The 20,399-nt window shown below is 50.8% G+C and carries 17 protein-coding genes; 2 read left to right on the top strand and 15 right to left on the bottom strand.

Annotated elements, in window-relative coordinates:
- The 9 genes from B2899_RS01325 to B2899_RS01285 form a co-directional block, all read right to left on the bottom strand.
- The coding region (locus B2899_RS01325) for an acyl-CoA carboxylase subunit beta (RefSeq protein ID WP_286883464.1) at positions 1-1,482 on the bottom strand (1,482 nt) is incomplete at its 3' end.
- Positions 1,483-1,598: 116 nt separating this feature from the next.
- The gene (gene mce / locus B2899_RS01320) at positions 1,599-2,459 is read right to left on the bottom strand and encodes a methylmalonyl-CoA epimerase (RefSeq protein WP_146808739.1); all 861 of its coding nucleotides are present in this window, start codon (positions 2,457-2,459) and stop codon (positions 1,599-1,601) included.
- A gap of 16 nt (positions 2,460-2,475) precedes the next feature.
- Positions 2,476-4,128, bottom strand: a complete 1,653-nt coding sequence (locus B2899_RS01315) for an acyl-CoA mutase large subunit family protein (RefSeq protein WP_146808738.1) — start codon at positions 4,126-4,128, stop codon at positions 2,476-2,478.
- A 382-nt stretch (positions 4,129-4,510) separates the two neighbouring features.
- On the bottom strand, positions 4,511-5,881 hold the full coding sequence (locus B2899_RS01310; RefSeq protein ID WP_286883461.1) for a dihydrolipoamide acetyltransferase family protein: 1,371 nt from the start codon (positions 5,879-5,881) through the stop codon (positions 4,511-4,513).
- A gap of 50 nt (positions 5,882-5,931) precedes the next feature.
- Positions 5,932-6,915 (bottom strand): alpha-ketoacid dehydrogenase subunit beta, encoded by a 984-nt coding sequence (locus B2899_RS01305; protein ID WP_286883459.1) that lies wholly within the window; start codon positions 6,913-6,915, stop codon positions 5,932-5,934.
- A 1-nt stretch (position 6,916) separates the two neighbouring features.
- On the bottom strand, positions 6,917-7,924 hold the full coding sequence (locus tag B2899_RS01300; protein ID WP_286883457.1) for a thiamine pyrophosphate-dependent dehydrogenase E1 component subunit alpha: 1,008 nt from the start codon (positions 7,922-7,924) through the stop codon (positions 6,917-6,919).
- 99 nt (positions 7,925-8,023) lie between these two features.
- Positions 8,024-9,445, bottom strand: coding sequence for a dihydrolipoyl dehydrogenase (gene lpdA, locus B2899_RS01295; RefSeq protein ID WP_286883455.1), 1,422 nt, complete (start codon positions 9,443-9,445; stop codon positions 8,024-8,026).
- A 52-nt stretch (positions 9,446-9,497) separates the two neighbouring features.
- A complete protein-coding gene (gene bcd / locus B2899_RS01290; RefSeq protein ID WP_286883453.1) occupies positions 9,498-10,604 on the bottom strand; it encodes a branched-chain amino acid dehydrogenase in 1,107 nt (368 codons plus the stop codon).
- A 365-nt stretch (positions 10,605-10,969) separates the two neighbouring features.
- On the bottom strand, positions 10,970-13,033 hold the full coding sequence (locus tag B2899_RS01285) for a sigma 54-interacting transcriptional regulator (RefSeq protein ID WP_286883451.1): 2,064 nt from the start codon (positions 13,031-13,033) through the stop codon (positions 10,970-10,972).
- Positions 13,034-13,244: 211 nt separating this feature from the next.
- Between B2899_RS01285 and B2899_RS01280 the strand changes: the two genes are divergently transcribed.
- Complete coding sequence (locus B2899_RS01280) at positions 13,245-13,499, top strand: DUF2627 domain-containing protein (RefSeq protein ID WP_146808731.1); 255 nt, start codon at positions 13,245-13,247, stop codon at positions 13,497-13,499.
- Positions 13,500-13,563: 64 nt separating this feature from the next.
- Here B2899_RS01280 and B2899_RS01275 read toward each other — a convergent pair whose 3' ends face one another.
- From B2899_RS01275 to B2899_RS01250, 6 genes are all read right to left on the bottom strand, one after another.
- Positions 13,564-14,385: a hypothetical protein gene (locus B2899_RS01275; RefSeq protein ID WP_286883449.1), complete on the bottom strand. Its 822-nt coding sequence runs from the start codon at positions 14,383-14,385 to the stop codon at positions 13,564-13,566.
- Positions 14,382-15,062, bottom strand: a complete 681-nt coding sequence (locus B2899_RS01270; RefSeq protein WP_286883447.1) for a glycosyltransferase family 2 protein — start codon at positions 15,060-15,062, stop codon at positions 14,382-14,384. Before B2899_RS01270 ends, B2899_RS01275 begins: the two co-directional genes overlap by 4 nt.
- Positions 15,059-16,141 carry a putative cytokinetic ring protein SteA gene (steA, locus tag B2899_RS01265; protein ID WP_286883444.1) on the bottom strand — a complete coding sequence of 361 codons (1,083 nt, stop codon included), beginning with the start codon at positions 16,139-16,141 and terminating at the stop codon, positions 15,059-15,061. The genes B2899_RS01270 and steA overlap by 4 nt, the downstream gene beginning before the upstream one ends.
- Before the next feature lie 116 nt (positions 16,142-16,257).
- A complete protein-coding gene (locus tag B2899_RS01260) occupies positions 16,258-16,638 on the bottom strand; it encodes a rhodanese-like domain-containing protein (RefSeq protein ID WP_146808727.1) in 381 nt (126 codons plus the stop codon).
- Between the two features lie 126 nt (positions 16,639-16,764).
- Positions 16,765-18,738, bottom strand: coding sequence for a methyl-accepting chemotaxis protein (locus B2899_RS01255; RefSeq protein ID WP_286883441.1), 1,974 nt, complete (start codon positions 18,736-18,738; stop codon positions 16,765-16,767).
- A 353-nt stretch (positions 18,739-19,091) separates the two neighbouring features.
- Positions 19,092-19,295 carry a cold-shock protein gene (locus tag B2899_RS01250; protein WP_146808725.1) on the bottom strand — a complete coding sequence of 68 codons (204 nt, stop codon included), beginning with the start codon at positions 19,293-19,295 and terminating at the stop codon, positions 19,092-19,094.
- A 372-nt stretch (positions 19,296-19,667) separates the two neighbouring features.
- Here B2899_RS01250 and B2899_RS01245 point away from each other — a divergent pair, with 372 nt between their 5' ends.
- Positions 19,668-20,351 (top strand): MerR family transcriptional regulator, encoded by a 684-nt coding sequence (locus tag B2899_RS01245; protein WP_170230149.1) that lies wholly within the window; start codon positions 19,668-19,670, stop codon positions 20,349-20,351.
- The last annotated feature ends 48 nt before the right edge of the window (positions 20,352-20,399 follow it).

The raw sequence follows: 20,399 nt of genomic DNA, 5'->3' as shown, positions 1-20,399 counted from the left end.
GCGCAGCTTTTTCCGTGTCTCGCGTAGATCGATGACATCTTCAACCATTCCGCGGCTCGCCGCCACATAAGGATTGGCGAAGCGTTCACGGTATTCTTCAATTTTGGCCTGTCTTGTCTCGGCCGGGTTCTCGCTGTTTTCAATCTCGCGGGCGAAGATGATATTAGCGGCACCCTCCGCACCCATAACGGCGATTTCAGCGTTCGGCCATGCGTATACGACATCCGCGCCAATCGCTTTGGAATTCAGCGCCACATACGCGCCGCCAAACGCTTTACGCAGAATGACCGTAATCTTCGGCACGGTCGCTTCGGAGTATGCATACAAAATCTTTGCGCCATGACGGATAATACCGCCGTGCTCCTGGTTGACGCCCGGAAAGAAGCCGGATACGTCTTCGAACGTAATGAGCGGAATGTTAAATGAATCACAGAAGCGAACAAACCGTGACAGCTTATCGGACGAATTTATGTCCAGACCGCCTGCCATGAACTTCGGCTGATTGGCAACAATGCCTACGCTATGGCCGTCAATGCGTCCGAAACCAATCACAATATTTTTCGCAAAATCCGGCTGCACTTCCAGGAAATCGCCGCCATCGACAATCTTATGGATAACCTTGCGTACATCATATACTTTTGTTCCGGCAATCGGCACGATTTCCGCTAATTCATCATCCCAACCGTCATCCTGATGCTCAAGCGCAACAACGGGAGGCTGCTCCTGGCTGTTCTGCGGCAGGAAGCTCAACAGACGTCGCACCTGTTCCAGCATTTCCGGCTCACTCGGTGCGGTGAAATGCGCGTTGCCGCTAATCGAGGCATGCACTTTGGCGCCGCCCAGATTTTCCGCAGAAATCTTCTCTCCGGTAACCGCCTCGATCACTTTCGGTCCTGTAATAAACATCTGGCTTGTATTCTCTACCATGCAGACAAAGTCCGTAATCGCAGGTGAATAAACCGCTCCGCCGGCGCACGGTCCCATAATAACGGAAATCTGCGGAACGACCCCGGAATAGATGGAGTTGCGATAGAAAATATGACCGTATCCGTCCAGCGATTCGACCCCTTCTTGAATCCGGGCGCCACCCGAATCATTCAGACCGATAATCGGGGCACCGTTTTTTGCCGCCAGGTCCATAATGCGGGCAATTTTTAAGGCGTGCATCTCTCCCAGTGCGCCGCCGAATACGGTAAAGTCCTGCGAAAAAACAAATACGAGGCGGCCGTTCACTTTTCCATAGCCGGTTACTACGCCCTCGCCCGGCCCTTCCATTTTATCCATGCCGAAGTTAGTGGCACGGTGTTCAATAAACGGATTTAACTCTACAAATGTGCCTTCATCAAGCAGTAAATCGATGCGTTCGCGTGCGGTCAATTTACCGCGGTTATGCTGCGCGTCAATGCGCTTATCGCCGCCGCCAAGCTCCACTTTGCGGCGCCGTTCGTACATCTCGTCAATTTTCTCGTACATGGTGCTCATATCTTTGTATAGTCCTCCTATCCATCACACATGAAAAACAAGGCAGGAATCCGCCCGCCTTCTTCTTCTACGACTTCTATTCTCTACTTCTCTAATCTTCTCTTCTTACATCCGATCTAGTGTTTGTCTGCGTGATCAGAAAGTTCCGCTGTATCGGCTTTCTGGCACAGTTCGAGCAGTACGCCGTTCGTCGCTTTCGGATGCAGGAACGCAACCATATTGTTATGCGCGCCCAGCTTCGGCGTATCGCTGATTAACTGCACACCCGCTTCTTTCAATTTGTTCAGTCGCTCCTGCTGGTTATCCACCTTCAGCGCGATATGGTGAATGCCTTCTCCCTTCTTGGCAATAAACTTGGCAATAGCACTGTCTTCGCTTGTCGGCTCCAGCAGTTCGATGTGCGTCTCACCGATTTCAAGAAACGCCACGCGTACATGCTCGCTCTCCACCGTCTCAAAGCCCACCAGCTTCAGGCCGAGCATCTGCGTATAAAATTTAACGGACTCATCAAGATTTTTCACTGCGATACCGATGTGTTCAATTTTTTCCGGCGAGCTCATAAGCGGCTCAGCGGAACCCTGTTTTTCTCTTACTTTATGACGGATGAAATCCGCTGTGTCCTTCGTCTTGGTTCCCGGGGTAAATATCTTGGCAATACCCTGCTCTTCGAGGAACGGAATGTCCTCATCCGGAATAACGCCGCCGCCGATGACGACGATGTCTTCCGCTCCCTGCTCTTTCAGCAGGCGGATGACTTCCGGAAATAGCTCATTATGTGCGCCGGACAGGCAGGACAGACCGATAACGTCCACGTCCTCCTGAATGGCGCTCGCTACGATTTGCGCCGGTGTCTGGCGCAAGCCTGTATATACTACTTCCATTCCTTCGTCACGCAGCGCCTGCGCGATAACCAGCGCGCCGCGGTCATGTCCGTCAAGGCCGGGTTTAGCTACAAGTACGCGTATTTTTCTCTCCATCTCTCTCATCCTCTCCTTACACCGGACGGTATTCGCCGAATTCTTCACGCAGAACGCCACAGATTTCTCCGATGGTGGCATATGCGCGGACCGCGTCTAGAATGAGCGGCATTAGATTATCGCTGCCTTTCGCGCCTTCTCTAAGCGCCGCCAGCGTTTCTTTTACTTTGTCATTATCACGGCGTTCGCGCAGCTTCTCAAGCTTGGCGCGCTGTATTTTGCCAAGGCTCGGATCTACGCGCAGCAGCTCCGGCTGCTTCTCGCCTTCAATACGGAAGCGGTTTACACCGACGACAACTTCTTCGCCGGATTCTACCTTCTTCTGGAACTCGTAGGCCTTCTCATGGATTTCACGCTGCATGTAGCCCTGTTCAACGGCGGAAACCGCGCCGCCCATATCTTCGATTTTCTTCAGATAATCGAGCACCCGCTGCTCGATTTGATCGGTAAGGCTTTCTACATAGTATGAGCCCGCAAGCGGATCAACCGTATCAGTTACGCCCGTCTCATACGCAATAATTTGCTGGGTACGCAGCGCGATGCGGGCTGACTCTTCCGTCGGCAGCGCCAGCGCTTCGTCGCGGGAGTTCGTGTGCAGGCTCTGCGTTCCGCCAAGCACTGCTGCCAGCGCCTGAATCGTCACGCGCACAATGTTATTATCCGGCTGCTGCGCGGTAAGCGTCGAGCCGCCCGTCTGCGTATGCACGCGGAACTGCCAGGACTTCGGATTCTTCGCGCCGTACTTCTCTTTCATCAGGCGGGACCAGATACGACGGGCCGCCCGGAACTTAGCAATCTCTTCAAAGAAATTGTTGTGCCCGTTGAAGAAGAAAGACAGTTGTGGCGCAAAATCGTCAATATCAAGGCCGGCTTCGAGCGCGGCTTCAACATACGCCACGGCATCGGCAAGCGTAAACGCCACTTCCTGCACAGCCGTCGAACCGGCTTCACGAATGTGGTAGCCACTGATGCTGATCGTATTCCACTTCGGCACATTCTTGGCACAGTATGCAAAAATATCGGTAATTAAGCGCATGGACGGTTTTGGCGGGAAAATGTATGTGCCACGCGCGATGTATTCTTTCAAAATATCGTTCTGGATTGTACCGGACAGCTTCTCCGGAGGCACGCCCTGCTTCTCGCCGACTGCAATGTACATGGCGAGCAGTACAGACGCCGGCGCGTTAATTGTCATGGATGTGCTAACTTTGTCAAGCGGAATGCCGTCCAGCAGAATCTCCATATCTTCGAGCGAGTCGATGGCTACGCCCACCTTTCCCACCTCGCCGGTGGACATCGGATCATCTGAATCGTAGCCGATTTGTGTCGGCAGGTCAAACGCGCAACTTAAGCCCGTCTGTCCCTGCTCCAGCAGGTACTTGAAACGCTTGTTCGTCTCTTCCGCCGAACCGAATCCGGCGTACTGGCGCATTGTCCAGAAGCGGCCGCGGTACATGGTCGGCTGTACGCCGCGCGTATACGGATATTCACCCGGCAAGCCGGATTTCTCCATATACTCGTCCGTCAGCTCCTCCGGAAAATAGACGCGTTCCACCTCGATACCTGATGAGGTTTCGAATTTCTCTTTGCGCTCCGGCACTTTGGCAAGGCGTGCTTCCACTTTCTCTTCCCACGCTTGAAGCGCTTTCTTCGCTTTGTTTTTGCCCATGGTTTCCCTCCTCATAGAGCACTCCATATCATTTCTTCTTTGTATCTGTATCTATTTTTGAAACAAAGGAATTGTTCCAATCTTTCTATATATTCTTCTTTTTCCCTTGAACTCCTGCTTGTTTCGACAAAATTTCACACAAAAAACTCCCATGGCATCTCAGCCGCAACCCCGACATGAAAATCATGGGAAGACCGGTTGACTTTTGAGATGCGAAAGAAAAGAAAGAAGAGAACGAGAAGATGATTTTAATGTGGAAAAAGGCGAACGCCTTTTTCCTCCCTGGATCTCATTTTCTTCTTCCCCCCTCCTTCTTTTCTCATGATTTTCAAAGAAAAAGAAAAGAGGAGGCGTTCGTCCCGCTCCTCCTTATCATATCCTCTTAGTAAATACTTGTATGCGAGCCGTATGCTTCCAGTTTCTGCTTCACACTTTGCAGGAAGCGGCCGCACACCAATCCGTCAAGCACCCGATGGTCAAGCGACAGACAAAGATTGGCCATATCGCGGATGGCAATCATATCATCGATAACGACCGGACGCTTGACGATCGACTCCATACTAACAATAGCCGCCTGCGGCTGATTGATAATCGGCGCGGACAGCACGGAGCCGAATGAACCGGTATTGTTTACGGTAAATGTGCCGCCAGACATATCGTCCATCGAGAGCTTCCCCTGACGCGTTTTCGCCGCCAATTCGTCCACTGCACGCGCCAAACCATAGATGCTCTTCTGATCGGCATCTTTAATGACCGGCACGAACAGCGCGTCATCAGTGGCTACGGCGATGGAGATGTTGATATTTTTGCGCATAATGATTTTATCGCCTGCCCAGACGGAGTTCATAATCGGGAATTGTTTGATCGATTCCACAACCGCCTTGATAAAGAATGGCAGGAACGTCAGATTAAAGCCCTCTTTTGCTTTGAACTCGTCTTTCAAGCTGTTGCGCAACTTCACCAGATTGGTCATATCGACTTCGACCATCGTCCAGGCGTGCGGCGCGTCATGCTTGCTCTGCACCATGCGGTTTGCAATCGTTTTTCGAACGCTGCTAACCGGAATTTCCGTATCGCCCGGATAAACGCTGACTTCCAGCGTGCCCACCGCAGGACGTACGCTCGGCTCCGGCACCCGCTCCGGCTCTGCCGCTGCAGTCGGCTGCCGGGTGGCAGTCCGCTGTTGAGCCGATACTGCCTGGATTGCCGGTTCTGCCTGCGGAACCGGCTGTGCCGCTGTCCTGCTCCGTTCGATAAAGCTCATTACATCTTTACGGGTAATCCGTCCTTCTTTGCCCGTACCTTCGAGTTGATTCAAATCAATATTGTTTTCCTGAGCGAGACGCATCACGGCCGGAGAATAACGCTTGCCGGCTGCTTTTGCCGCCGCGCCGCCCGCATCACTCGGCCGTGCCGATGCTACCGGCGTTTTGGGAGATTCGGCCGCCGGCATCTCAGACGCGGTCTCCTGCGTATTGGCAGGCTGTGCTGCCGCTTGTGCAGCCGCGGCGCCGCCTTCGGTTTCGATATAGCAGATCAGCTCGCCGACAGCAAGCGTATCGCCTTCGCCGGCTACCAGCTCCGCTACCGTACCTTCCAAGGTCGAGGGAACTTCGGCATTGACTTTATCGGTCGTTACTTCGCACAACGGTTCGTATTTTTTTACTTTATCGCCCGGTTTGACCAGCCATTTCGCAATGGTGCCTTCTGTAACGGATTCGCCTAACTGGGGCATAAACACTTCGGTTGCCATAACGCGTGTTGCCTCCTTCTATCTGAGAAAATCATGAAAAAATCTGGATATTAAAATTCGGCCAGCTCGCGCATTGCGGCCATTACCTTGTCAGGAGTAAGCATGAAGAATTTCTCAAGCGTCGGACTGTACGGCATCGCCGGTACGTCCGGTCCTGCCAGACGTTTAATCGGCGCATCTAGATCGAACAAGCATTCTTCGGCGATTACAGCCGCTACCTCGCCGCCAACGCCGCCTTCTTTGTTGTCCTCATGGATAATGAGCACCTTACCGGTTTTGCGAGCCGCTTCCACGATACTTTCTTTGTCGAGCGGATAGAGCGTGCGCAAATCAAGAACGTGGGCGCTAATACCTTCTTCAGCCAGCTTCTCCGCTGCCTGCAGCGCAAAATGCAACGTCAGACCGTAGCTAATAACCGTAATGTCTTCACCTTCGCGCTTTATGTCGGCTTTACCCAGCGGCACGGTATAATCCGACTCTGGGACTTCGCCTTTAATCAATCGGTAGCAACGCTTATGTTCAAAAAAGAGTACCGGATCATCATCACGAATCGCCGCTTTCAACATGCCCTTTACATCGTATGGGGTAGAAGGAGCCACAACTTTCAAACCCGGCGTACTGTTGAACATCGCTTCTACACTCTGTGAATGATAGAGCGCACCGTGCACGCCTCCGCCATAAGGGGCGCGGATAACGAGCGGGCAGTGCCAGTCATTGTTGGAACGGTAGCGCATTTTCGCTGCTTCGCTGACAATCTGGTTAACCGCCGGCATGATAAAGTCAGCGAACTGCATTTCTGCTACCGGCCGCATCCCGTAGGCAGCGGCGCCAATTGCCACGCCGGCAATCGCGGATTCAGCAAGCGGTGCGTCAATCACGCGCTCTTCCCCGAATTCTTCGTACAGTCCGTTCGTCGCACGGAATACGCCGCCGCGCACCCCCACATCTTCGCCCATGATAAACACGCGCCTGTCGCGCTGCATTTCCTCGCGCAGCGCCTGGGTTACCGCATCGATATATGAAATGATTGCCATCCTATTCTACCCCCTCTTGCTCCGCATATACGTGATTGAGCGCGGACTCCGGCTCCGGATAAGGCGCATTCTCAGCGTACTCGGTCGCTTCGTCCACTTCACGCGCCGCCTGTTCGTTCAACTCTTTCTCTTTTTCTTCTGTCAACAAGCCTACTTCGCGCAGATAGACGGAGAAGCGCAGGATCGGATCTTTCTTCTTCGCTTCTTCAACCTCTTCGCGCGAACGATACGAACGGTCGTCATCGTCGCTCGAGTGCGGTACAAGACGGTACGTAACGGCCTCGATCAGCGTCGGGCCTTCGCCGCGGCGGCCCCGGTCCACCGCTTCTTTCGTCGCTTTATATACTTCAATCGGGTCATTTCCGTCGATAGACACGCCCGGAAATCCATAGCCCTGCGCCCGGTCCGCCACACTCTTGCAGGCAAGTTGCTTCGTAATCGGTACGGAAATGGCATACTTGTTATTTTCGCAGAAGAAGATAACCGGAAGCTTGTGTACTCCGGCGAAGTTCGCCCCTTCATGGAAATCGCCCTGGTTGCTTGATCCTTCACCGAACGAAGTAAATACGACCGGATTCTTACCGTCCATCCGACCTGCCAGCGCAAGACCTACGGCATGCGGTACCTGGGTCGTTACCGGACTTGATCCGGTTAAGATATTATGTTTGCGGCTGCCAAAGTGGCCCGGCATCTGACGTCCGCCGCTGTTCGGATCTTCCGCCTTCGCAAACGCCGACAGCATCATATCTTTAGCCGTCATGCCGAACGCCAGTACGACGCCCATATCCCGATAGTACGGGCACGCATAATCCGTTTCTCGATTAAACGCGAACGCCGCACCTACCTGTGCCGCTTCCTGCCCCTGGCAGGAGATAACAAACGGAATTTTGCCTGCGCGGTTGAGAAGCCACATCCGTTCATCAATTTTACGGGCCAAAAGCATAGTGTAGTACATATCTAAAACCTGTTCATCGGTTAAGCCTGCCGCTTGATGACGATTTTCCGCCATAAACAATCGCCTCCTTAAATATTGGTGAGATGGAGGTAGGAAGTTAGAACGTAAGATACATTCTGTTTCCAACTTACAATTTCTTACCTCTACTTTCTATCATGAATGAATTGCTTTGCCGTCCACCGCCAGTGCCGCTTCGCCCATAATCTCGGACAGCGTCGGATGCGGATGAATCGTGTGCGCAATTTCCCATGGAGTCGCATCCAGCACACGCGCCAGCGCACCTTCCGCAATCAAATCGGTGACATGCGGTCCAATCATGTGTACACCCAGCACGTCATTCGTTTTTTCATCTACAACCAGCTTGACGAAACCATCGTACTCGCCATATACAAGCGCTTTGCCGATGGCGCGGAAATTGAACTTTCCGGTCTTCACGCTATATCCTTGTGCTTTTGCCTCCGCTTCGGTTAAGCCCACGTTGGCCACTTCAGGGCGGCTGTATGTGCATTTCGGTACCATCGTATAATCGATCGGGTGCGGTTTTTGTCCGGCCATATGCTCGACGGCGACGATGCCTTCATGCGACGCCACATGCGCCAACTGCAGGCCGCCGATAACATCGCCGATCGCATAAATATGAGATTCTCCGGTTTGGAACATCTCGTTCACTTTGATGTAGCCATTCTCTACCTGCGCCTCCACGTTGTTCAGCCCGATGTCTTCGATATTGGCCTGACGGCCGACGGACACGAGAATTTTCTCGGCTGTAAACACCAGCTCTTTTCCGTTCTGCTCCGCCTTAATCGTTGCGTTTCCTTCGCTGCGCGCCAGCGTTTCAGGCAATACTTTTGCTCCCGTATGTACTTTGATTTTTCGTTTCTTAAGCAGGCGCGTCATTTCCTTGCTGATTTCCTCATCTTCAAGCGGCAGGATACGGTCGGCATATTCAACGATTTCCACTTCTACTCCCAGATCGTTAAACAGCGACGCCCATTCGATCCCGATAACACCGCCGCCGACAATTAGTACAGACTTCGGCAACTCTGTAAGTTCCAATGCTTCATCACTCGTGATAACCGTCTCTTTATCAATGGTAAGCCCCGGCAGCGTACGCGGACGGGAACCTGTAGCAATCAGTACAAATTTCGGTACGAGAATCTCGGATTCGCCGTTCTTATATTCAACGTTTACAGCACCCGCCTGCGGCGAAAAAATGGACGGTCCCATAATGCGGCCCGTACCTTCGTATACATCGATTTTGCCCTGCTTCATCAAATGCTGGACGCCTTTATGCAGTTGGTTTACAATCTCTTGTTTACGCTCCTGCATCCGCACGAAATTAATGCCAATGTCTCCGGCTTCAACTCCGTAATAAGCGCCGTTTTTTAACGTGTGATATACTTCCGCGCTGCGCAGAAGCGCCTTGCTTGGAATACACCCGCGATGCAGGCATGTTCCGCCCAGCCTATCTTTTTCGACCACTGCAACCTTCATACCCAGCTGAGAAGCACGGATGGCGGCCACATAGCCACCCGTGCCTCCGCCGAGCACCACTACATCATATTCATTTGACATAGGGCACCTCCGTTTTAGTGAAAAATCAAGAAGAAAGAATATATGACGGTATTTACTGCTTATGATGGATACGGGAAAGCTCATGTTTGCCGTTCTGCAGGAATGTACTGCGCGAACGCTGCATGCTGGCGATACGTTCTTCACACATACGATCGGCCGCTTTATACGTCGGGATGTTATCCCGTTTGGAGATTTCGATGACCTTCTGGATGGTATCGTAGATCGTTTCGACTTTTTTTATGGCCCGCTCGCGGTTATAGCCCTGCAGTTCGTCAGCCACATTAATCAGGCCGCCCGCGTTGATAATATAGTCCGGTGCATAGACAATGCCCATCTCCTGAATGATGTCTCCGTGCCGCTCTTCGCGTAACTGGTTGTTGGCCGCGCCGGCAATCACTTTCGCCTTAAGCTGCGGAATGGTGTTGTCGTTAATGATTGCTCCAAGCGCACACGGGGCAAAGATATCGCAATCCTGGCTGTAAATATCGTTCGGGTCCACCGCTTTGGCTCCGAATTCGTCAACGGCACGCTGTACATTGTCTTTGTTGATGTCGGTGACAATCAATGTTGCGCCTTCTTCGTGCAGATGGCGGCAGAGGTTATATGCTACATTGCCCACGCCCTGCACAGCGATGATTTTGCCGCTCAGATCATCTGTCCCAAACGCCTCCTTCGCCGCAGCCTTCATGCCCCGATATACACCATATGCCGTTACCGGCGATGGATTGCCGCTGCTGCCGAATGCGGGAGAAACACCGGTCACATAGTCGGTTTCCATATGGATGGTGTCCATATCGGCTACGGTTGTGCCCACGTCTTCCGCTGTAATATAGCGGCCGTTCAGCCCCTGAATATAGCGGCCGAACGCGCGGAACATTTCTTCGTTCTTGTCTTTGCGCGGGTCGCCGATAATAACCGCTTTGCCGCCGCCTAAGTTAAGACCTGCACCGGCCGCTTTGTACGTCATGCCGCGCGCCAGACGCAGCGCATCTTCAATGGCTTCTTCTTCCGTATCATATGTCCACATGCGCGTACCGCCCAGTGCAGGTCCAAGCGTAGTATCATGTATGGCGATAATCGCTTTTAAACCGGAGTTCTGGTCCTGGCAGAAAACCAGCTGTTCATAGTCGTATTTTTCCATATATTCAAAGATTCCCATACAGACTCATGCCTCCTAAGAAGTGTACATTTTATCGCTGGCACACAACGCAACTAGATATTTAGAAGGTAGAAAAACAAGGGGAATTAGAAAATGAATGGACCAATTATTTTTCCAATTTCTTACCTTCATCTTCTAACCTCGTACCATTAAACGACAGCCAACCAATATTCTTTGTTTTTAATATGGTTTATTATTGTCTCCTGTTATTGTTAACATGCAACAAAAATGCCAACTTTAGTTTTGTAAACGCTTCCGAAAAAGGTAGCGGCACACCTGAATTTTTTCTCAGGAAACGGATCGGAAGCCGCCATCATCCCTGCAAAAAAATTCATAGTGCGCAAAAAATTGCAAGCAATATTTTTCTATAACTTATACTTTTCAATTTTATAATACAAGTTACGAATGGAAACACCCAATTGCTTAGCCGTTGCTGTTTTATTTCCTTTATTGCGTTTCAACGCTTCCCGGATAATATCCGCTTCCACTTCTTCTAGCCGTTCATTCAGCGTTCGGGTATCCTGCGGGCTTGCGGAGGATAACGCGCTGCCGTATTGGACATCGGGCCGCCCTTCTTCCGTGCCTGCAAGGTCCGGCAAATGATACGGCTGTATTGATGTCTCTTGAAACTTCATATTAATGAGGGAACGGCTAATGACGTTTTCCAACTCGCGCACATTCCCCGGCCATGAATACTCCATCAGACGCTGCAGCGTTTCCGGCTCTATATTCCGTACGTTTCTTCCGTATTCCTGGTTGTATTTGTGAATAAGGTGCTCCACAAGCTCAACCATATCCTGCACCCGATAGCGCAGCGGTGGAATTACGATCGGAAGCACGTTAATTCGGTAATACAAATCTTCGCGGAAAGTGCCTGCCTGCATCGCCCGCTCCAAATTGACATGAGTAGCCGCAATGACCCGTACGTCGACCGCGATTGCCTTTGTACCCCCAATACGCACGATTTCTTTCTCCTGCAGCACGCGCAAGAGCTTGGCCTGCGTACTCATCGACAGCTCGCCGATTTCATCGAGAAAGATTGTGCCGCCGCTGGCCTCTTCGAACAATCCCTTTTTTCCGCCCCGCTTTGCTCCGGTAAACGCTCCTTCTTCATAGCCAAACAACTCGCTTTCAAGCAACGCTTCCGGAATGGCAGCGCAATTTACCCGAACGAACTGGTTGTATTTTCGTGTACTCTCATTATGAATGGCATGGGCGAATAACTCCTTGCCCGTACCGGATTCTCCCCGTAACAGCACCGTAGCCGGCGTTCGGGCCGCCTTGCGCCCCTGCTCGATCGCATGCAGCATTCCTTCGCTTTTACCGACAATGTCATCAAATGTGTAGCTCGCTTCCAGCTTGCGCACCAGGCGCTTAACACGCTCTAACTCTTCGTTCAACTTCTTAATCTCGGAAACGTCATGGATAACTCCGACACTGCCTTTAAGCACGCCGTCAACGACGACCGGTGCCACGTTCACCACGACATCCCGCTTTTTTGGCCCCACCTTGAGCGGTACACCGCGCACCGCCTGGCTCGTTCTGAGTACCTGCATATGCATGCTTTCCCCTTCAGAGATGTCCACATCGGCTGGCTTACCGATGACATCCGCCTCACTCAGTCCGGTCAGACGGGTATAAGCGGGATTTATCATTAGACCGTTCCCCTGCGTATCTACCACGGAAATCGCATCATTGGATGATTGGATAATGGCAGAAAGCAAGCTTTGCATATCTTTGAGCGTTGTAATTTCACGGGTCAGGGTGGCCACTTCCGTAACATCCCGAAATACAGCGACTGCACCGATAACCTCCCCGTTCCGCTCCAGAATCGGGACGCGGTTAGTCACAATACGACGGGCTTCACCAAGGAACTGTTCCTGATTCAACTCCGGCTCTCCCGATTTGAGCACGATATGCAGACGGGAGTTCGGAATGACTTCCTCTGCCTTTTTTCCAAACGCATCCTCTTTCTTTATACCCAAAATTCGCTCGGCGGCACGATTGTACAGCGAAATCATTCCATTTTTATCGACTGCGATCAGTGCGTCATGCGTAGAATTAAGCACGGTATCGATTTCCCTCCGCTTACCGTGCAGCACATTGACCAGCCGGGTACGCTCCTCGATTAGCTGCATCATCACAGAAGCAACGCTTCCTGGAATAATGACGGTCTCTTCCGGCTTTATCGCCTGTAGTTTTCTATACATCTGGCTATCACCGGTCACTTCCAGCACGACGTCTACGCCTTCCTTAAAAAAGCGGTCTATCGTATCAGCGACCGGAATGGAAAGCTCCCTGGCGAGCATAAGGCCAGGAGCCTTCCCGTCAATATCGACTACACCGACAATATTCACACTGTCCATCTGATGCAGTACACGCAAAAGAGCCGTACCCCCACGACCGGCTCCCATGATCACAACTTTCATGTGCTTCCTCCCTCACCATGAAAAAAATTGCACACTTCTTTTTTATTTAAACAGAACAACTCTGGTTCAGCAATAGTAGACAAACCCAAAAGAAACAGATAAGATGAGGGCATAGAAAACCACCATAGCGTTTCAGCCGCAACCACGACATGGAAATCATGAGAAGGGCGGCTGACTTTTGCGGTACGAAGGAAAAGAGAGGAAAGAATGTATGCTATTACGATTCGTCGCCGTGCTTATTATTTATGTTATTCCGGGTGCCGTCGCGGCGTACGGCTTTAAAACGATGCGGGATACGCTGTATTTATACTTTGATCCGGCCGTCAATCAGTTCCTTCTGGGGAAGTTTTTTCTCGGATTCGTGCTGTTTGTGATTGGTGTCGCGATTATCGCCGGCTTTATCCTTCACAGGGATCGCAAGAAAAATCTCGTGCAGCCCCGCTTCCAAAAGAAAGAGCAGATCTAAACACACGCAAAAAGAACCGCACTGTCCGTCCTTTATCGTACGTACTGCGGTTCTTTTTTATTGTCTATCTCGCTTCCGGCGGCCTGCCCCACTGATCAATCCGGCTCAGCACAGGACTTCTTTCAATTACAGCGGTCAACGATACTCTTTCGGCATACAGTTGGATAAGAAATAACGTTCCGATAAGCAGCCATTTTACCGACGCATCGAACGAATACACACAAAAAATACCGCCCACAAATCCCAGCAGATTGGCGCCTGTATCTCCAAGCATAGCCTGTGCAGAGCAATCAAACGGTGCAGCGGCCAGTGTGCAGCCAAGCATATACCAAAACAACGGTACCAGTGCGGGCGATAAAGTTCCGAATATTGCACAGATGATCAGAATAAACCAGAAGCCTTTTAACGCACGTCCGGGACGCACATCAAGCAGATTGACAAAATTTGCGCTCAATCCAAGCAGCAGCGCATCTACCATGAATGATACGGCTGTTGCGGATGCAGAAGCAGCCACGGCTACCGCGCAGATTCCAATTATACCAAGCTTCACGATACCGGTCGTCACTTTGCCTTCACGCCATAGCACATTGAAGTGGCCGCGTAACCCCTTTGCTCTTGTCTGTCCATAACGGTCATCCAACCAGCCTGCCAGTGAGACAACAACTGCCGCACAAACGACCCACGATAGAAGAAACCCGTGCATCCTCCATACTGATAGGGTGGCAAATCCCAGCAAACCGAACGACAATATCAAACCGTACCCTAATGGAATAGCATGTCCGGCATAATTGGACGCTACCCACTTCATGCGGATGAAAATAGCACAAGCCAGCCTCATTCCTATGTAACCCATAAGCCAACCGACCGCGAATATAAGACCGCTCATCTTCTCGCCTCCCGCCTTCCCGCCACCGCTTTTTGAATGGCCACGCACTGCCGTCCGCGGTGCCAGAAGCCGCCAAGACTTCTACCGTGCTCACGATGCCGAATTGGCAGCGGGATCTCCCGCATTGGAAAGCCGGCCCGCAGTATATCGAGCGTCATGGCAACCTCGATACCAAAGCCACAGTTCCAGTCCCGCACCGCTTTCACCGCCCGGCGTGTTAATGCCCGCTGACCTGATAGCGGCGCCTGAAGAGTAATGCCTGTCATCTGTCGGATGCTTCGCTGCGCCAGCCGTTTGACAAGCCCGAATCCTCCTTGCTCCGCAGGAGGCGGGCAGGCAACCGTCATCTCGCATGTTCCGCTTTCCAGCTCATTCAATAGCAATGCCGTATAGGCAGCGGTCGTTCCCAAATCAGCATCCACCAATAAAAACCGCTCACAGTCCGACAATTCAATCCCACGCCAGAGCGCAATTCCTTTGCCTTGATTTTGCGGAAGACGCAGCACCGTATCCGCCCACGGTGCTGCAAGCAGTGACGTATCATCCCTGCTTCCATCGTCCACTACAATCAACTGTAATCCGGCAAGCACCTTAGAATGACGCAACGTCCGCAGTGTCTCCGTAATCCATGCCGCTTCATTGTAAGCGGGAACGATGATGGCGGTCGTTTCTTTCATCGTTTTCCCTGCATAAGCATTTTTAAATAACGCATGAACGGCAGTCCGGTGTTTATGATCGACGGATACAAGCGGTGAATGCCTTTTGCATCCACCAGTCTGCCTCCAATCTTCATCCGCACCAGCAGCGTACTCGCCATTCCCTGGCGTCCTTTCTCCAGGAAATCATCCATTGCCGTGTGGGTGCCCACACCTACAATCAACGACGCACCGCTCTCGTAAGCATACAGAAGCGCCATATCCTCGCTTGTTCCCGGAGCCTGCAGCAGATGATACGGTACCCCCAACGCCTTTATCCGGCTTTCGCCGGGTGCACTTCCGTCCGCATACGCATGTACAACAACATCCTTCGCCTCACGAAGCGCCACATCGCTTACGCTATCCATATCACCCATGATAATATCGGGTTTCCATCCCTGCTCAAGCAGCGCGTCGCTCCCGCCATCCACACCGATAAGCGTCGGCCGGTACGCAGCAACATAGCTGAATAACGCCTGTAGGTCCTCTTTGTAATGCCTGCCGCGCGAGACCACCACCACATGTCTGCCCGCAAGCGTCGTACGAAGCGGGAGCCGGACAAGCGGCTGAAATAAGCGCTCCTTCTCCTGCAGCGCGTACTGAATGGTATTGTCGACAAAGGAAGCAAGCTTTTCGGGCGCGTTTTTTTCCACGTTCCGATAGGTCACCTGCCACTCTTCGCGCGTTACCGGCACAAGTCGGGTCAACATGGTACGGTCCTGTTTCCGGAATAAATAATGGCCGTCAATGACCACCTCTTCACCGTCAGCAAGCTCTCTTGAAAGATAGGGGCGGCTCGGGCACTCGTATAGCGGAATGCCTGTTTCAAGCAAAAGCCGTGCTCCATGCGCCTCATATTCTCCGGTAAACGATACAGCACAGTTGACCACCGCTCTCACTTTTCGCTCAATAAGCCCGCGGGCCGCCAGCTCATCGATATTCGTATGTGCAATAACCGCAATATCGCCCGGACGAAGCGATCCTGTTACATGTTTTGTAATATGTCCGCACCGAACCGGGCCGCGGACAATACGGTTGTTCTTTCCCAGACGCATAAACATAATCCGCTCATCTCCTTCCTTATTTAGTATGGAAGAGAGAGAGCGGTTCCATACGAAAACAAAATAGAGAAGGAATCCCGCCTGCCGGCGTTTTGTCCTTCTCCCGTTTGATACGTTTATTTTTTTACGATCCTACCCCGCCAACGTTTCATTCCACCGGATACATTGTACAAGTTCTTGAAGCCTTCCTTCTTGAGGATGCGGGCCGCCTGCGAACTGCGGAATCCGCTCTCACAAATCAGATACGTCTCTCTGTCTTTCGGAATACCGTTGACCGCCGACTTTACCTGGCCGAGCGGAATGTTACGCGCCCCCTGAATATGTCCGCTCCGGTATTCATTCGGCTCCCGCACATCAATAATCTGTTTGCCTTTCGGCTGCTTCAACACTTCTTGCAACTCATCCACCGATATGCTTTTTACTCCGCGCGGCGGCAGTATGCGAAAGAAAATAAATACAAGTAAAAGTCCCAGCAACGCTACAGCTAACCAATCCATGTCTTTCTTTCTCTCCTTACCTTTGATATGCCAATAAAAGTATCGTACTACAGCTTATTTGACCTTGCAACCAGCAGCAAAAGACCTGTGGGATGCATACCCGGAGGTAAGTTAAATCGTACACGGTTATTGTTGAACACGGAAACGGTTGACGGCTTCCTGGAGCTGGATGGACAGCTCTTTTAGTCGATGACTATCAATGAGAATCTCCTGTGCTGATGCGGCCTGCTGCTGGCTGGAAGCACTGACCTGCTCCGTGCTCGCCGACGCTTCCTCTGTAATGGCAGCAATGCTCTCCATCGATTCCGCCACAATCACGGCGTTGTGCTCTACCTGTTTAAGCTCCTCGGCAATCGCTCGGGCCAGCTCGGTCACCTCATCGATCATGCCGGCCATCTCCGAGAAATAGCTTCCGGTTTTCTCAACCATCGTACGGCCTTCTTGAACGATGGATACACCTCCGGTAATCGATTGCGAAGCGCGATTCGCTTCTTTCTGCGTATCGGAGATGAGCGTCTGTATTTGTGCGGTCGCCCGATTGGTCTGCTCGGCGAGCTTACGCACTTCGCCCGCAACGACCGCGAATCCCTTACCGTGCTCACCTGCCCGCGCCGCTTCAATACTGGCATTGAGTGCAAGCAAATTCGTCTGCTCGGCGATGTTTGCAATCAGCGTGACAATGCTGCCGATTTCGTTCGATTTTTCCTCAAGCTCGTGCATCATCCGGGCAGATTGGTGAATGCGCTCGTCTACATCCTGCATTCGGCTGATCGCCTGCTCGGAAGCATCAAGCCCTTCTCTGGATAGACCGTTCATTTTCGTAAATGCCCCGACCATACGGGACGCCTCACGTGAAATGTTGTCAATCGTATGCTTCATCGCCCCCATCTCCCCGGTCACCTCGCTGACCGAGTCGGCAATATTGGTCGATCCGGTCGCCAAATCCTGAATAGTAAGCGCTACCTCCTCAGCGGCTCGCTTCGTTTCCTCGCTGGAAATCGTCATATTTTGCGACGATTGCTCCAGGTGTGCAGAGGTTGTCTTCATAGTCTCTACGATACCGCTCATGTTTTCGATCATCTTATCGAAGTTCTCGCTTAGCTTTCCTACCTCATCTTCGCCGCGCACATTGGCACGTACCGTTAAATTCCCCTGCGCTAATTCAGACGTCAAATCGCTCAATTGGCGAATCGGACGCACAAAGCGGGATGCAAAAAGAATAAGGACAATGCATGTAAAAATTAAGACTCCGACAACGGTAGCCAGTGAAATTTTTGCAAGATACGAAAGCTGTTCTGTCGCTTCATGTGCCGGAGCAGTGATGACAAGCGACCAGTTTGTCTTTGGAATGAATGTATAATAGCCTATTTTTCTGACGCCTTCATAATCGTAACGCTTCGCACCGGTCTGTCCCTTTTGCGAGTCTTTAATAATGGAAACGAGATCTTGGTTTGGGTTTTCCAGCACATTCTCTTTAAGAATTTTATCTTTTTTCGGATGGGCGATAATTGTTCCGTCTTTCTGAGTCATAAAGGCATAGCCCGTTTTGCCGAGTTTCACGTCCGAGATCACGCTCGTAATGTAATCTGCCGTAATGACTCCGGCAAGAATTCCCTTGCGCTCGCCGGTCTTTGTCTCCAGCGGCACGGCGAATACAACAATTTTTTTGCCGGTGGTCTTCGCTACCATAACATCGGAAATGGCGGAAAGCCCGCTCATCGCCTGTTTAAAATACGGACGTTCTGCAACATTGGCCCGATCTCCGTTCGTGGTTAACGTATTTCCCTTCTCATCGCTGACAAAAAAATAATCGAACTCCTGGTTTATCTCTAATTGTTTTTTCAAATACGAAATGGCCGTCTCAGGAGGACTCTCTTTCAAAACATCCGCTTGAGAAATAGTATTTAATATACTCTGCTGTACAGAAAGCCATGTAGTGATTTGCTTTTTCAAATCGGTAAGCTGCAGATTCGCTTTTTCGTTGAAATTCTGCTCGAGAAACTCCGTTGCTTTCGAATGGTTAATCCAGGCAATGGTCGACAGCGACACAATCAGGATAGGCAAAACCATTCCCAGTAATTTGCTTCTCAACGACTTCATGACATTCTCCTCCCCCTATTTGTCGAATTCCGACTTTTTAACTATATAACCAACTTCCTATTTTTAGCAATATATAAATTGGGAAGAATTTAAGAACAATTTATGTAAATTGCTTTGTATACAAAACCACTACGGCTTCTCAGCCGCAACCCCGGCATGAAAATCGTGGGAAGAACAACTGACTTTTGCGGTACGAAGGAAAAGAGAGAAAAGAACGAGACAATGACTTCAATGAGGAAAAAGGCGAACGCCTTTTTCTTCCCTGGATCTCCTTTCCTCTTTTTCTCCTTCTTTCCTCATGATTTTCACAGAAAAAAGGCTTCTGCATGTGCAAAAGCCCCTGTAACAATATTTTATGATCCGATGTAATGAGATAGCTGCGGCAGCATGCGCACCCCCTCACTCATGCCGGACTGACAGAGAGGGCAGACAGGCTGCACCGAGAACGAATAATCCTTCCGCATCCACCCATTACACGCGTCATTCGTGCAGTTCCATACGCTCATCTCAAATAGAGGAACCTCTTCCGCCTGCTGTTTGCCTCTCATGAAAGCCATACATCTCCCGTCCTTTCCGTGAAAGTACTCATAGTATGCCTGCACTTGCGTTTTTTATGCTTTTTCTGTGAAAATCATGAAGAAAGAGGGAGAAGAGGGAGGAAAAAAGAGCTAAGGAAGAAAAATGCCTTCGCCTTTTTCCACATTGAAATCATCCCCTCGTTCTCTTCTCTCTTTTCCTTCGTACCCAAAAAAGCAGTCGTTCTTCCCATGATTTTCATGTCGGGGTTGCGGCTGAAAAGCCATGGCGGTTTTTTGTCGAAAAAAGCGAAACGGCACTTCTTTTGATAACCTTTGTCGAGTAGGTAGGAACTTTTTCATTTATGCCGTATTCTTACTGTAAAGCGTGTGACGACGAGGAGGATGAATACAATGCAAAGCAATAGCATGTGGATGGCCTCAAAAGATGTAGCGGAAAAATTGGATGTAAGTGTACGGACAATCCGAAATTGGATCGATACGTTCAGCCCTTATATGGTACTGCAGAAAAACAGTCAGGGACACTTTCTTTTAAGCGAGCAGGCGTTCAATTTGCTCATCGAGATTAAGCGGGTCAAAGATTCCGGAGTCCAGACGCTAAAAGAAGTCGAAGAAGTGCTGTTGCTCGAAAAAGTTCTCCCTGAGAAAAAAACGCTGGATATTGATTACGGGCTTCCCCCAGAAGACGAGCCGCTTCTCCGCCTGGAAACGGATGATACAGCGCAATATCTATTTAATCGGATAAACGAAATGGAACGCCATCTAAGCCAGCAGCTATTCGAAACTATCCATGAACTCGGACAGGCCTATGAGACTCAAGCCGCCCAGCGGCAGAAAGAGACGGCGCTGCCGGAAGATTTAATGCTTACGCAATACTACAAAGAAATCCTCCGTAAAATGGAAGAAATAGAGAAGAAGCAAGAAAATTTGCGACTTGAAATGCGTAAAATGAATTTCGAAATTCAGATGATCGGCGCGATGCAAAAGCAGGAGGAAAAAAGGAAAAAAGGATTTTCCTGGTCCTTTTTCCGTTTTCCGGCTAAGTCGAAAAAAAAGAAAATAGAGGTTAAGAATTAAAAGTATATGTTGCTTTATTCCTGTAAAGCAACATATACTTTCCTACAC

It is taken from the genome of Aneurinibacillus sp. UBA3580 (genome assembly GCF_002375825.1).
Taxonomy (GTDB): Bacteria; Bacillota; Bacilli; order Aneurinibacillales; family Aneurinibacillaceae; genus Aneurinibacillus; species Aneurinibacillus danicus.
The sequence above is the reverse complement of the archived record's forward strand: the minus strand, read 5'-3'. Positions and strand labels throughout refer to the sequence as shown.